Here is a 13,693-nt window from a genome sequence, read left to right on the forward strand (position 1 = left end):
ATGCTCATTCCCCCACTGCAAGATTTTCCAAAAGTGCCAGGTTAGTGACATTGCCCGCCAAGACTTCGTCAATTTTTCTCGCATGTTCGGTTAGATGAGTTGGGGATAGGTGAGCATATCTCTGTACCATCTCGATGCTCTCCCATCCTCCCATTTCTTGCAGTGCCGAAAGTGGCACGCCTGCCTGAACCAACCAGCTCGCCCACGTATGCCGCCGTTTTTGCTTCATGTGAGCGCGATATGAGAAAGGCATAAAAATGGCCACGCCAAAGGATAGGCTATTTGATAGAACGGCAATTAATACGCGAAAAGGATTAAAGGCGCTGAAGTGAATTAAAGAATTTTCCCTTCCATCACGTAAAAATCTCCATTCATCGTTGTGTAGTAAGCATAAGAAATGTGTTTTTCGAAGTTATCGCAGTGAACAACGGTATTTTTATCGGATTCTTGCCAGGAAATCATGAAATAGCCGTCAGCCAATGAACGCCACTGGAAAGGCACATTCATAATGGTTCCGCGAAGTTCTCCGTTTAGAAACTCAACGGTAATGGTGTTTTCACTGGCATGGTAGGCGTTTTTAACTTCGAGACCATTGTCCATCTTGATGGTAAAAGATTGGCCTGCATAAGGAAATTTTACAGCCATTGTCGCAACTCCTTTAATGTGTCGTAGCTGAAAAGCGGCGGTGAAGCACGCTGCTATCCCGAATCACTCATGCCTAAGGCGGTAGTGAGGTCAGCCAGCTGAGCGTTAAGCGGCTGGATAGGTCCAATAGTAGAGAGGGCGCATCGGTGGAAAAAGGGAGCGGCGGGCAATTCACTTTTCTCTTTTTGTTCATAAAGGGGATGGGCGGCAGGTTACTGTTCATTGCGGGGGGGATTAAGTGACGGGACTTTGTCTGACACCGAGCGCGGTCACAGGAAACGGCAAGCGGCATTGAACCTTCGTTTATTTTGCCGCGTTACAATAGGTGAAAATTTACCCATGGAGCCTATCGTGCGCAAATCCAGATTCTTTCTCGTGACCTTGCTGTGTCTGTGCGCCGCCGCCGTGCTGTACGTCATGGCATACCGGGCGCTGGGGCATTACCTCAGCGACGGCGAGAAGGCCTACCCGGATATCAGCGTTGAAATTCGCTGAGGGCCGGTCGGCGCGGTGGTGATCGCGCCGACTTTTTTGCACTGATTTACCCGCCATTTACCCGCCGTCGGCAATGATGACGCAGCGTCTCCACATTGTGTGGTTCTCTTGGGCGGAATGCGGTTATGTCACTGCAACAGGTTTCGAATGTCTCGTTGAGCAACAACGGCTTAAAGGGCATCGGTTACAAACATTATGCGTTGGCGATCGTGGCGTTTTCGGCGCTCGTACGGTCTATATCCTTAACCGACAGGTATTTTTGGTGCGATGAGGCCTCCAGCGTGCTGACCAGCCGCTATGACGTAGGCGCTTTGCTGTACCACGCTTCCTTCGATGTTCACCCGCCGCTGTATTACCTGTTGCTGCATGGCTGGATGGTGCTGTTTGGCGACGGCATTCTGGCCGCCCGTTCGCTGAGCCTGGTGCTCGGCGTGGCGACAGTGGCGCTGGCGATGCGCTTTACCCGTTGGCTGGCCAACGAGCGGGCGGCGCTGATAGCGGGCTGGCTGATGGCGATCATGCCGATGGCGGTGCGTTACAGCCAGGAGGCGCGCATGTATGCGCTGATGGGGCTGCTGGCGATCGCCGCCGCCATGGCGTTGGCGAAGTGGCTGAAAACGCCGGATAACCGCCGTTATCTGGCGCTGTATGCGCTGTTGATGACGCTGAGCTTTTATACCCATTACTTCACGATTTTCACGCTGATCGCGCATTGGCTGGTGGTGTTGGCGCTGTCGTGCCGCCGCGAAGGCGAGTGTTATATCAAGCAACCGGCATGGTGGCTGGCCAATGCGGCGATCGGGGTGGCCTACATTCCCTGGCTGCTGGTGTTGTTCAATCTGCTGGCGCATATCGCCGAGCTGAGGGTCGGCGGCGACGTCGGTTGGATCCCTCAGGTTTCCTGGAGCGATCTGCCGGCGATGTTCTGGCGTTTTCTCACCGGCCATGATGGCAGCAACTATCCCACGATCATTCTCTGGCTGTTGCCGGCGATGTTTGTCGCTTTATGTTCACTGCTGCTGTGGCGGCGCCAGATGCCGAGAAAATACGCTCTGCTGCTGCTCTGCGGCATGCTGATCCCGGTGATGCTGGTATTCGCCATTTCCTGGCGCTCGCCGCTGTTTGTCGACCGCTATCTCTATTCCGCCGCGCTCGGCATTCCGCTGGTGTTGGGCGTGCTGATCGCCGGAACGAAAAACCGAGTGCGCGGGATCTCTTTGCTGCTGTTCTTCAGTTTGTTGTTCGGCTGCGGCGTGCGTAACGATTACCCGGCCGAGAAAGATGAGTTCAAGGTGATGGTGCACTATATCAACAGCCACTATCAGCCTAACGATGCGGTAGTGGTCAGCAACATGTTCAACTACCTGAGCTATGTGTATTACAACAAACAGGGCTACCGCGCCTTGCTGTATACCCCGGCCAGGCCCAACGGCATCTCGGGTAAGCCCAATGCCTATGGTTTCGGCACCTTTTTCCACGATCGGGCGGCGCAGACCTACGTCGATAAGCTCAGCGCCTTATCGAAGGGCCATCGCCGGATTTGGCTGGTCAGCGGCGGCGATTTCAACCAGGACTTCGGCCGTTCGCCGCCGGGGTGGGTCAACACCGTTACCTTCAAGAGCGGCGGGTTCGAGTCGCGCCTGTTCGTGGTGCGTTGAGCAAAATGTCATATTTCCCATTCGGCGTTACATCTGGCCGAGCAAACTTACGCGGGGATGACAGTTCTATACATTGAGATTGATACTGTAGCTCTACCCGATGATGTTGTGTGTTATCCATTCCCTGTAGTGTATTACCCCATCCCTGTTAAGTTTATCCCGCCTTGTGCGGGATTTTTTTTATCTGCGCGGGGCGAGATGCAGGCCGCCGGTCATGATGTTGCGGGTGGCCGGCAGGGCGAGAAAATCGTGTGGGAATCCCAGCTCGATGGCACTGAGATCGTCCAATCGCCGCCAATGATCTTCCGTCAGCGCCACCTTCAATGCACCGAGGTTATCTTCCAATTGCGCCAGGGTTCGGGCGCCGACGATCGGCGCGGTGACCGTCGGCTGGCGCAACGTCCAGGCCAGCGCGATTTGTGATGGGGTATACCCGGTCTCGTGAGCGATCAGGTTGACGGTATCGGCGATACCGAGATTGCGTGCGTTCAATGTCCCCTTGGCGCGTACGGCTTCGCGCCGAGTGCCCGCTTCATCTGGCGATGGCTGCAGATCCTGTCGCCGGTATTTGCCGCTCAGCACGCCGCCGGCCAGCGGCGACCAAGGGATAACGCCCATCCCCAATTCTTGCGCCATCGGCAGCAGTTCGCGCTCGACGGTGCGTTCCAGCAGGCTGTACTCGATTTGCAAGGCGATAAGCGGCGACCAGCCGCGCAGGTCCGCCAGCGTTTGCATCCTGGACGCCTGCCAGGCAGGGAGATCAGACACCGCCACATACAGCACTTTTCCGGCGCGCACCAGGTCGTCCAGGGCGCGCATGATCTCTTCCACCGACGTGGTGAAATCCCAGGCGTGCAGATAGAGCAGATCGATGTAATCGGTATTGAGCCGTTGCAGGCTTGCTTCAACCGATCGCAGCATGCTTTTGCGATGGTTGCCGCCGGAATTGGGATCGTCTGGCTGCATCGGCAGGGTGTATTTGGTGGCGATCACCAACCGATCGCGGCGCCCGGCGGCGAACTCACCCACGAAAAGTTCGGCGCTGCCCTCGGTATAGCGGTTGGCGGTATCGATAAAGTTGCCGCCGCGTTCGACATAAACGTCAAACAGACGTCGAGCCTCGGCCAGTTCGGCGCCCCAGCCCCAGTCGGTGCCGAAGGTCATGGTGCCGAGCGCCAACGGTGAAACGCGCAGACCGGAACGGCCCAGCAGGCGATAGTGATCCAGTGAAAGTGTGGTGTTCATAGGCATTCTCCCGTGTAGATGCCGTCCACGATAGCGCCCGTAGGTTGTTTAAGGAATGGGCTATAATCTTCATGAATTATTAAGTAGGGAGAGCATAATGAGGGGCAGTGATTTCGCCGAATTGCGCGCCTTTGCCGCTATTGTCGAGCACGGTGGCTTCGCCCGCGCAGCCGCACATTTGGGTATATCCGCTTCGGCGCTCAGCCAAACGCTGCGCAACCTGGAGGCGCGTCTGGGTGTGCGTTTACTGAATCGCACCACTCGCAGCGTGGCGCCGACTGAAGCCGGAAGACTGATGTTGGCGCGCCTGACGCCCGCGATGGCCGAGATCGACGCGGCGGTGGCGCAGGCGGTAGAGCAACGCCAGAACCCCTCGGGTCTTTTGCGGCTTAACGTAACCCGCGTGGCGGCGTTGCATTTTCTGGCACCCTTGATCGCGCCGTTTCATCATCAATACCCCGATATTACGCTCGATCTCAATGTTGAGGAGCGGCTGGTGGATATCGTTGCCGGCGGTTTTGATGCCGGCGTGCGGCTGCACGAGAAACTGGCGAAAGATATGGTGGCGGTCAAGCTGGGCGGGGAGGTGCGGATGCGTGTCGTTGCTTCGCCGGCGTATTTGGCGCGTCACGGCCGGCCGTTAACACCGGGCGATCTGCATCGGCATCGGTGTTTGAATTACCGCTGGCCGACCAACGGCAATGTGTATCGCTGGGAGTTTGAGTGTGACGGTGAAAAGCAGGAGATCGCCGTGAAAGGGCCGGTGACAGTCGATGAGCCGGAAATATTGGTGAGGGCTGCGATGGATGGGGTAGGCATTGCCTACCTGTTTGAGCAACAGGTTGCCACCGGCCTGGCCGAGGGGAGGCTGTTACCGCTGCTCGATGCCTGGACCCCTCCGTTCCCCGGTTTCTATCTGTACTATCCGGCAAACCGCCAAACGCCGCGCCCGCTACGCGCTTTTATCGACTTCGCCCGTCAACAGGCAGAACAGGGCGCGTAACGCGATTTTTTTGAATAACACCGTCAGTTTTATTCGGTATTCAGTCGCTGTGCGCTTGATTAGATTGAACGCGAGAGGGGCGCCGTCGGCGCCTTTGTGCAATGAGTGGAGAATTTCTATGGCGAAGACAGTAGTGGTGTTTCATTCCGGCTACGGCCATACCGAGCGTTTGGCGAAAGTGGTGGCGGAAGGCGCCGGGGCGGAACTGATCGCCATCGATCAGAACGGCGATATCAGCGACGAAGCCTGGCAGACGCTGGATGAGGCGGACGCCATCATCTTTGGTTCGCCGACCTATATGGGCGGCCCATCCTGGCAGTTCAAGAAATTCGCCGACGCCAGCTCCAAAGCCTGGTTCGGCCGCAAGTGGCAGGATAAAGTGTTCGGCGGTTTTACCAACAGCGCCAGCCTGAACGGCGACAAGCAGGTGACGCTGATCGCGCTGCAGACGCTGGCTTCGCAACATGGCGGCCTGTGGGTCAGCCTGGGGCTGTTGCCGGCCAACACCAAATCGGCGCAGCGCACCGACGTCAATAACCTGGGCGGTTCGGTGGGGCTGCTGGTGCAGACCCCGGCGGATGCCGGCGTGGATGAGATGTTGTCGGGCGATCTGGCGACCGCCAAGCTCTATGGTCAGCGCGTAGCGGGCTTTGCCGCCAAACTGGCGTAAGACCTATCGTGTAGATGGGACGGCGGTGCGGTTGAACGGATGCCGCGTTCATTTTCTCTGCACAATTGGCGTGTAATCTGCGAAATGTTATTAGCCTGCTTGGGCTAACACTGCATTTCGTACAAATATTCCCGGTTCCTAGGCCGGGTTTTTTGTTGCTAAGGTCTGCTTAAGCTTTCACCGCTATACTGCGCGTCAGCACGGTCATGCAATGCATGGCCGTGTCGTAACTGTCGATTTGCTGTTGTTCAAGCAAGCCCGCTTCATGCGGGCTTTTTTTGGGTTGTTATTGCACAGGCGGCCCAGTTGCAGGAAAATAATCGCACAGTGATTCAAACATCATTTAATGACCAATAACCACAAGTTTATTAATGTAATTAACGCTCTCGGCGGCCTATTACGCTATGCGCTATGCTGACAGCAGAGCGGGCATTATTTGCTGACGCTGTGCGGGGAGTTACGCCGCGGCCGCATCAGGCTAAGAAAATTCTGTTAATTAAATGTTAATGTTTTTTATTATTGATTTGTCTGGCTTTTTTGGTTGAAATTCGGATTGACTATCCCTCACTGGCCGGGCGAGAGAGTATGCATATTATTATTCTGGTTATTAGCAAAATATGGGCGAGGCGATGAGCGCCAGAATAAACGCCAGGCATGGCCTGCCGCTAACGGTGCAGCTGATCAATCTTTTCATGCTGGCCTTTTTACTCTCCCTGGTGGGTATTCTTAGCCGGCCGATAGGTTCACTTTCTTTATTTTGGCCGGTCAACGCGATTCTGCTTGGGCTGCTGCTGCGCAAACCCGTTTACGCTACGCCGCTCGGCTGGCTCACCACTTATCTGGGCATGGTCGCCGCCGATCTCAGTACCGGCGAGGGCTGGTCCCTGGCGCTGTGGCTGAACGCCTGCAACATGTCGCTGATCGCCGTCGGTTACGGCATCATGCTGATGCTGCCGCAATCTCAACGGCGCATGGGCAAACCCCAGGCGATACTCTATATGTTCAGCGCCAGTCTGGCCGGATCGGCGGTGGCGTCGACGCTGTCGGTGCTGCGTAACGACAGCCTGTACAACAATACGGTGGTGGTCGCCTGGTTGGCCTGGTTCAGTGAGCAGTTCTCGACGACCTTGTTGCTGTTGCCGGTGCTGATGGCGGCGCCGCGGTTGAAACAGCTGTTTCGCATGCAGGTGCGTTGGCGCCTGAAAGGCTGCCTGCCGCTATTGGCGCTACTGCTGTCGCTGGCGTTCAGCGTCTATATCGGCGGGCCGGGCGCCATCGCTTTCCCGATCCCGGCGCTGCTGTGGTGCGCAGTGCGCTACCAGTTGTTCCCCGTGACGTTGCTGACCTTGTTGACCGGCATGACCGAGATCAGCAACATTTCAGCCAACCTGGTGCTGTATGAAACGCCGAACAATCACAACGCCTTCCTCGACACCCTGATGTCCGCCCGCTTGGGCATCGCCATGCTGGTGATGGGGCCGCTGATCCTCGCCAGCTCTATCGCCGCCAATCGCAAGCTGATGCGGCGTCTGGAGCACAGCGCCAACCACGATTTCCTGACCGGGGTGCTGGCGCGCAGCGCGATGACGCGCAAAGCGGGCGAGCTGCTTGAGCACAAGCACCGCTCGAAAGAGGCGGTGTCGCTACTGCTGATCGACATCGATCATTTCAAGCAGATCAACGATACGCACGGCCACAGCGCCGGCGATCAGGTGTTGGCGTCGTTCGCGCATATCGTGCGGCGCGAGCTGCGGCACGATCAGCTGTTCGGCCGCCTGGGCGGGGAAGAGTTCGCCATCATGCTGCCGCGCGCGCTGGCGGCGCAGGGCGTGGCGCTGGGGGAGCATCTGCGCCGGTTGGTGGAGCAGGCGGAACTGCAGGCGGAAGGCAAACAGACGCTGAAAATCACCATCAGCGTCGGCGTCGCCAGCCTGGCGATGAACGAGGTGAAATCGCTGGAGCAGCTGATGAATATGGCGGATATCGCGCTGTATCGCGCCAAATCGCAGGGGCGGAATCGGGTGGAGTCGTTCAACGTGGTGAACGGCAACAGCGTCGAGCATATTCTGTTCCGTTAAGCTCGACGCTGGGTGAGCGGCGCTTACAGGCTTTTCAACGCCTTGATGGTTTCATCCATGTCGATCTCGTGCTCGGAGAAGGTATGGGTGGTGTTCTGGAAGGTGGTGATGGTCAGCATGCGCAGCGTTTGCATGGCCTGCGCCTGGTCTTCGGACTGCGGGCGAATGCGGTTCATCAGCAGGCCGACCGACAGCACGGTGTTCTCTTTATCCACATCGGCTTTGACCGGCACTTCCTTGGTGAAGGTATTGAAAGACTTGATGCTGGCGATCTTGATTCTTTCATTGGCGATGATGATGTATTTGCTGGGCGCCAACACTTTGACCGCATAAGCCGACGGGCCTTTGGTGTTGTTGGTCGGTTCGAAGGTCACCGCCGCGTTTTTCTTAATCAGCTCCGGATTTTGCACTTTAATCACGTGAAAATAACGATTTTCTCCGTTCTCGTCGGTAATAAAGCCGAAGCCTTTGTCTTCAAAAAAAGTCGTTATCTTGCCGTTCATCGTTATTCTCACAAAAGGGATCAATACAGCGCTTATGATAGCGCGGAATGCCTTGCAGCGACAGATTGCGCGGGCGGCATTTAGTCATGCGATAACGGCATTTAGCGGCTTTTCCTCCACATGCTATGTTCATGCTGACTTCATTCAATGCGAAAAAGGAATATCGATGGGTATCAAACGTCTCAATCACGCCGTGCTGTATGTCAGCGACGTGCGGCAGAGCGCCGACTTTTATCATCAGGTATTGGGCTTCAAGCTGAAGCCGTCCGACAGCCCCGACCGGGCGGTATTTACCCAGGCCGCCGATTCGGACAACGATCACGATTTGGCGTTGTTCAGCAAGAACCTGGGCCAGCAGCGCGCCGGGGTGTTTCGCGCCAACGGCGAGCCGCCGGCGGAGCATGAGCCGCCGGCCGGGCTGTACCATCTGGCCTGGGAAGTGGACAGCCTGGAAGAGCTGGAGCGCATTCGCCATCAGCTGGCCGAACGCGGCATTCTCGGGTTGGAAGAGGATCACGGCGTGCACAAAAGCATTTATGGCCACGATCCGGACGGGCTGCTGTTTGAGGTGACCTGGTTTATTCCGCCGGCGCTGCTGACCGAAGAGGATAAAAACCAGCAGGGAATTCGCCCGCTGGATTTCGCCGCCGAGAAGCGGCGTTTCGCCGGTCTTTAACCTGCTCCTGCGCGGGGCGCTGCGGCGCCCCGACGCTCACAGCACTTTGTTGAGGAAGTTAACGGTGCGCGGGTGCTGCGGCTGAGCCAGCACCTGTCTGGCATCGCCCTGCTCGACGATCTGCCCGTCGACCATAAACACCACCCGATCCGCCGCTTCGCGCGCAAAGCCGATTTCATGCGTGACGACCACCAGCGTGACGCCCAGATCCGCCAATCCCTTAATCACGTCCAGCACTTCGCCGACCAGCTCGGGATCGAGCGCGGAGGTCGGCTCATCGAACAGGATCACCTTCGGGTTCAGCGCCAGCGCGCGCGCGATGGCGATGCGCTGCTGTTGGCCGCCGGAGAGGTGGCGCGGATAGGCATCCGCCTTGTGGCGCAGCCCGACGGTATCCAGCAGCTCATAGGCCACCGCTTTCGCCCGTTCGCGGGAGTGAATTTTGTGCACCACCGGCGCTTCGATGATGTTTTCCAGCACCGTCAGGTGCGGGAACAGGTTGAAGTTTTGGAACACGTAGCCGACGTTGATGCGCTGCCGGAGAATGGCCTTTTCCTTCAGCTCGTACAGCCGGTTGCCCTTGCGGCGGTAACCGACGTAGTCGCCGTCGATGCGGATAAAGCCCTCGTCCACGCGCTCCAGATGGTTGATCGCCCGCAGCAGCGTCGATTTGCCCGAGCCGGAAGGGCCGAGGATCACGGTCACGGTGCCCGGCTGCAGCGTCAGGCTGACGTCGTCCAGCGCCTTGTGTTTGCCGAAGAACTTGCTGACGTTGCTGATTTCGATCAGGCCGCGCGCCGGCACCGGGGTGAGGTTGCGTGCCGGCTGTTCGGGCAAGGCGTAATAATCAATGGCTTCAGACATGCGGGTCTCCTAACGTTTTAGCCAGCCGGCCAGTTTCTGCCAGGGCGTCGGCGGCAGTTCGCGCACCGCGCCCCGGGCGAAATAGCGTTCGATGTAGTATTGGATCACCGACAGGGCGGTGGTGATGAACAGATACCAGACGGTGGCCACCATCAGCAGCGGTATCACCTGCTGGGTGCGGTTATAGATCACCTGGATGGTGTAAAACAGCTCCGGCAGCGCCAGCACATACACGATCGAGGTGCCTTTCGCCAGGCTGATGATCTCGTTGAAACCGGTCGGAATAATGGATCGCAGCGCCTGCGGCAGAATGATGCGGAAGGTGCGGCGATAGCCCGGCAGGCCCAGCGCCGCCGCCGCTTCGTGCTGGCCGTAATCCACGCCCAGGATGCCGCCGCGGATGATCTCGGCGGTATAGGCGGACTGCACCAGCGTCAGGCCCAGCACCGCCACGGCGAACTGGCCGAGGATATCGATGGTCGGGTAGCTGGCGAACACCACCGAGGTAAAGGGAATGCCCAGCGAGATGGCGTCGTACAGATAGGAAAAGTTATACAGGATGATCAGCACCAGGATCAGCGGCAGCGAACGAAACAGCCAGATATACCCCCAGGCCAGCGACGCCAACAGGTAAGAGCGCGACAGCCGCGCCAGCGCCAGCAGGGTGCCGAACAGGATGCTGAACAACGTGCCGAGCAGCGTCAGCAGCAGGGTCTGCCCCAGCCCTGCCAGCACCGCCGGGGCGAAGAACCACTCGGCGAACACGCCCCATTCCCAGCGCGCGTTGCCCGCCACCGATTGCACGATGGCGGCCAGAATAAACAGCGAGAACAGGGCGCCGATCAGCCGCAGCGGATAGCGGGCGGGCACCACTTTCAAGACTTCTTGTTTGGACATGTCATGTCTCCTGACTACAGATAAAGGGGGGTTAGGCGATTTTCCTTTCCGACGCGCAACAACACGCGTCCTCTGCAATCAGGCTTTTGCGGAACGGCAGGCGGCCATCGTAGGGCGGGCGGCTGTAAACCTCGCTGTCAACGGTGGGATCGAACTGCGGCTGATAACCGTTGCTCAGGTACAGGCCCACCGCTTCGGGCTGGCGAAAGCCGGTGGTCAGGTAGAGCCGGCGATACCCCTGCGCCAGCGCCAGCGTTTCCAACTGCTGCAACACCCGCTGCGCCAGGCCCTGGCGGCGCAGATCGCCCCGGGTCCAGATGCGCTTCAGCTCGGCGGTTTGCGCGTCATAGCGTTTGAAGGCGCCCATGGCGATCGGCGCACCGGCGCGCAGCAGTACGATGAAGGCCCCTTGCGGCGGTGCATACAGGTCCAGCGGTTCCGGTTCCTGGTCACCAAAATAGTCGCCGTAACGCTGGCGATATTCACCGAACAGCCCCTCGATCACCGGGGCGATCAGCGGGTCGGTCGGCAACGTCTGAATGAAGGTGTCTTGCGTCATTGCGCGCTCCTAATCGCCCAGGCCGGGCGGGTTGATTTCCGACTGCGCAAGGCGTTCGACGCTCTCGCCCCAGCGATTGAGCACCTGATCGTACTGTCCGCCGCGGATCGCGCCGTTCAGCGCTTCATTCACCGCCTGCACCAGCCCGTTGCCTTTACGGGTGGTGACGGCGATGTGCGCCGCCTTGGGCCAACCGCCTTCCACCGTGCCCGCCAGCCGGGTGCGGCCGTTCAGCGCCGCTTTATAGGCGCCCAGCACGTTCGGCCCGAAATAGGCGTCGGCCCGGCCGGACTGGATCGCCAGCGTGGCGGCCGCATCGTCGGTCACGTAGATCGGCTGGAAGGGTTTGAGCCCCTGCTGCCGGTTCTGTTTGTCCCACGCCAGCAAGATGGCTTCCTGATTGGTGCCGGAGCCGACGATGATCTTTAATCCGGCGATATCGGCAGGCTGTTTGATCGTTGCGATCTTGCCGCCGGTTTTGACGTAAAAGCCGAGCGAGTCGATGCGGTAGGTGGCGAAGTCGAAGCGGGTTTTGCGCTCTTTGGTCACGGTGACGTTGGTGATGGCCGCGTCATACTTGCCGGAAACCACCCCCAGCGGCCAGTCTTCCCACGACGTTTGCACTACGTTCAGCTCCAGGCCCAGGCTGTCGGCCACCAGCTGCGCGATATCCACTTCGCTGCCGATAAGCCGCCGGTTGTCGGCAGCGAACAGCGCCAGCGGCGGCGTGTTGAGCGCGGCGATTGCAACGGTGAATTGGCCCGGCTTCACGAAGTGGAAATCGGCCGGCAGTTTGGCGATCGCCTGCGGGTTTTTCGGCGCGTGGATCGGGGTTTCATTGGCCTGTAAATCGATGCCGGTGCCCGCCTGCGCGGCGCCGGTCAGGCTCAGCAAGGCCGCCACGAGAGCGGCGGTAACGGTTTTCTGCATAGCGGGTATCCCTGAAAACGATCTTATTATTGGGTGAATCTGTTCAACGGGCGCGTGAGGCCCAGGTGTTCGCGCAGCGTATCGCCGTGGTACGCCCGGCGGAACAGGCCACGTTGTTGCAGGATGGGCACCACCCGATCGACGAAGTGCCCGAAGGCGTTGGGCGTACCGCCGCTGATGATGAAGCCGTCGGCGGCTTCGCCGTCGAACCAGCGTTGCAGGCCGTCCGCCACCGCTTCCGGCGTGCCGCTGAACACCGGGCGTGGCGAGGCGGCTTCCAGCGCCACCTGGCGCAGCGTGAGGTTCCGCTCACGGGCGTTGCGCTTGATGGCGTCGGTGGTGCTGCGGAAGCTGTTTTGCCCCAGATCGCCGATGTCCGGGAAGGGGGCGTCCAACGGATGGCGGGAAAAGTCGTAATGTTCGAAGTAGCGGCCAAGGTAGTTGAGGGCGTTCTCGATGCTGACCAGACGGGCGGTCTCCTGGTACTGACGCTCGACGTCCGCATCGTCGTCGCCGACGATCACGCTGACACCCTGGAAGATGCGCAGGTCGTCCGGTTCGCGCCCCTGTTCCACCAACTGCCGCTTCACGTCCTGGTAGAAATCCTGCGCCTGCTCCAGCGTGTCGTGATGGGTGAAGATCGCATCGGCGTGTTTGGCCGCCAGCCGTTTGCCGTCTTCAGAGGCGCCGGCCTGGAACAGGATCGGGCGGCCCTGCGGCGTGCGGCCGATGTTCAACGGCCCCTGCACCGAGAAGAACTCCCCCTGGTGATTGAGGGTGTGCAGTTTCCCGGCGCGGAAAAATTCGCCGCTGGCCTTATTGCGCACGAAGGCATCGTCTTCCCAGGAGTCCCACAGTCCTTTGGCGACGTCGAGAAACTCGCCGGCAATGCGGTAACGCAGGCTGTGCTCCGGGTGTTCTTTGCGCGAGAAGTTTTTGGCCGACCCCTCCAGCGGCGATGTCACCACGTTCCAGCCCGCGCGCCCGCCGCTCAGGTGATCGAGGCTGGCGAACTGGCGGGCGACGGTGAACGGATCGCTGTAGGAGGTGGAGAGCGTGCCCACCAGGCCAATTTTGTCGGTGGCGGCGGACAGTGCGGCCAATAAAGTCAACGGCTCGAAACGGTTAAGAAAATGCGGAATGGACTTTTCGTTGATATATAAGCCATCGGCGACGAAGACGAAATCGAATTTCCCTTGTTCGGCTTTTTTCGCCGAGGCGATATTAAATTCGAGGTTAATGCTGGCGTCGGCGGTGGCATCCGGGTGGCGCCAGGCGGACATATTTCCCGATGCGCCGTGCAGAATGGCGCCCAGCCGTAATTGCCGTTGATTATTCGCGTTGTCGCTCATCGTGATTATCCTGTCATGCGCCGAAAGGCGCGCGGTGTCTGATGCGTCCACTATTGATGAGCGGCAACGGGATGTAAAACAACAAAACAGCATATTCAAATGTTGAAAACTGCAAATA

At 58.8% G+C, this 13,693-nt stretch carries 14 protein-coding genes and 1 pseudogene; 6 read left to right on the plus strand and 9 right to left on the minus strand.

From position 1 onward, the window contains the following. Window positions 1–4 precede the first annotated feature (4 nt). Window positions 5–214: pseudogene (locus GT753_RS01310) on the minus strand (tyrosine-type recombinase/integrase); the annotation flags it as partial. A 119-nt stretch (window positions 215–333) separates the two neighbouring features. Next, window positions 334–645, minus strand: coding sequence for a hypothetical protein (locus tag GT753_RS01315; protein WP_015376916.1), 312 nt, complete (start codon window positions 643–645; stop codon window positions 334–336). Between the two features lie 351 nt (window positions 646–996). Between GT753_RS01315 and GT753_RS25665 the strand changes: the two genes are divergently transcribed. Together GT753_RS25665 and GT753_RS01320 are read left to right on the plus strand one after the other, a co-directional pair. After that, window positions 997–1,140: a hypothetical protein gene (locus GT753_RS25665; protein ID WP_015376917.1), complete on the plus strand. Its 144-nt coding sequence runs from the start codon at window positions 997–999 to the stop codon at window positions 1,138–1,140. Window positions 1,141–1,265: 125 nt separating this feature from the next. Further along, window positions 1,266–2,798: a glycosyltransferase family 39 protein gene (locus GT753_RS01320; protein ID WP_160125193.1), complete on the plus strand. Its 1,533-nt coding sequence runs from the start codon at window positions 1,266–1,268 to the stop codon at window positions 2,796–2,798. Window positions 2,799–2,978: 180 nt separating this feature from the next. Here GT753_RS01320 and GT753_RS01325 read toward each other — a convergent pair whose 3' ends face one another. Next, on the minus strand, window positions 2,979–4,043 hold the full coding sequence (locus GT753_RS01325) for an aldo/keto reductase (RefSeq protein WP_075685631.1): 1,065 nt from the start codon (window positions 4,041–4,043) through the stop codon (window positions 2,979–2,981). A gap of 97 nt (window positions 4,044–4,140) precedes the next feature. On the opposite strand from GT753_RS01325, the gene GT753_RS01330 reads away from it, so the two are divergent. From GT753_RS01330 to GT753_RS01340, 3 genes are all read left to right on the plus strand, one after another. Then, window positions 4,141–5,046, plus strand: coding sequence for a LysR family transcriptional regulator (locus GT753_RS01330; protein ID WP_015376920.1), 906 nt, complete (start codon window positions 4,141–4,143; stop codon window positions 5,044–5,046). A gap of 118 nt (window positions 5,047–5,164) precedes the next feature. Then, window positions 5,165–5,716 carry a flavodoxin family protein gene (locus tag GT753_RS01335; RefSeq protein ID WP_004940045.1) on the plus strand — a complete coding sequence of 184 codons (552 nt, stop codon included), beginning with the start codon at window positions 5,165–5,167 and terminating at the stop codon, window positions 5,714–5,716. Window positions 5,717–6,345: 629 nt separating this feature from the next. Further along, the gene (locus tag GT753_RS01340) at window positions 6,346–7,794 is read left to right on the plus strand and encodes a GGDEF domain-containing protein (RefSeq protein ID WP_033645856.1); all 1,449 of its coding nucleotides are present in this window, start codon (window positions 6,346–6,348) and stop codon (window positions 7,792–7,794) included. A gap of 23 nt (window positions 7,795–7,817) precedes the next feature. On the opposite strand, the gene GT753_RS01345 is transcribed toward GT753_RS01340, so the two are convergent. Continuing rightward, window positions 7,818–8,297, minus strand: a complete 480-nt coding sequence (locus GT753_RS01345) for a cold-shock protein (protein ID WP_015376922.1) — start codon at window positions 8,295–8,297, stop codon at window positions 7,818–7,820. 166 nt (window positions 8,298–8,463) lie between these two features. Between GT753_RS01345 and GT753_RS01350 the strand changes: the two genes are divergently transcribed. Further along, window positions 8,464–8,973 carry a VOC family protein gene (locus GT753_RS01350; RefSeq protein ID WP_015376923.1) on the plus strand — a complete coding sequence of 170 codons (510 nt, stop codon included), beginning with the start codon at window positions 8,464–8,466 and terminating at the stop codon, window positions 8,971–8,973. A gap of 36 nt (window positions 8,974–9,009) precedes the next feature. Here the strand turns inward: GT753_RS01350 and GT753_RS01355 are convergent, their stop codons facing one another. From GT753_RS01355 to GT753_RS01375, 5 genes are read right to left on the minus strand one after another with little or no spacing between them, the layout of a single operon-like run. Further along, on the minus strand, window positions 9,010–9,837 hold the full coding sequence (locus tag GT753_RS01355; protein WP_015376924.1) for an amino acid ABC transporter ATP-binding protein: 828 nt from the start codon (window positions 9,835–9,837) through the stop codon (window positions 9,010–9,012). 9 nt (window positions 9,838–9,846) lie between these two features. Next, window positions 9,847–10,734 carry an amino acid ABC transporter permease gene (locus GT753_RS01360; protein ID WP_004940038.1) on the minus strand — a complete coding sequence of 296 codons (888 nt, stop codon included), beginning with the start codon at window positions 10,732–10,734 and terminating at the stop codon, window positions 9,847–9,849. 31 nt (window positions 10,735–10,765) lie between these two features. Then, window positions 10,766–11,293, minus strand: coding sequence for a GNAT family N-acetyltransferase (locus GT753_RS01365; protein WP_015376925.1), 528 nt, complete (start codon window positions 11,291–11,293; stop codon window positions 10,766–10,768). A gap of 9 nt (window positions 11,294–11,302) precedes the next feature. Further along, complete coding sequence (locus tag GT753_RS01370; RefSeq protein WP_004940036.1) at window positions 11,303–12,223, minus strand: ABC transporter substrate-binding protein; 921 nt, start codon at window positions 12,221–12,223, stop codon at window positions 11,303–11,305. A gap of 26 nt (window positions 12,224–12,249) precedes the next feature. Beyond that, complete coding sequence (locus GT753_RS01375; protein WP_044031775.1) at window positions 12,250–13,575, minus strand: LLM class flavin-dependent oxidoreductase; 1,326 nt, start codon at window positions 13,573–13,575, stop codon at window positions 12,250–12,252. Window positions 13,576–13,693: the final 118 nt, after the last annotated feature.

The organism is Serratia sp. Z4, from assembly GCF_009900725.1.
GTDB classification, from domain to species: domain Bacteria; phylum Pseudomonadota; class Gammaproteobacteria; order Enterobacterales; family Enterobacteriaceae; genus Serratia; species Serratia nematodiphila.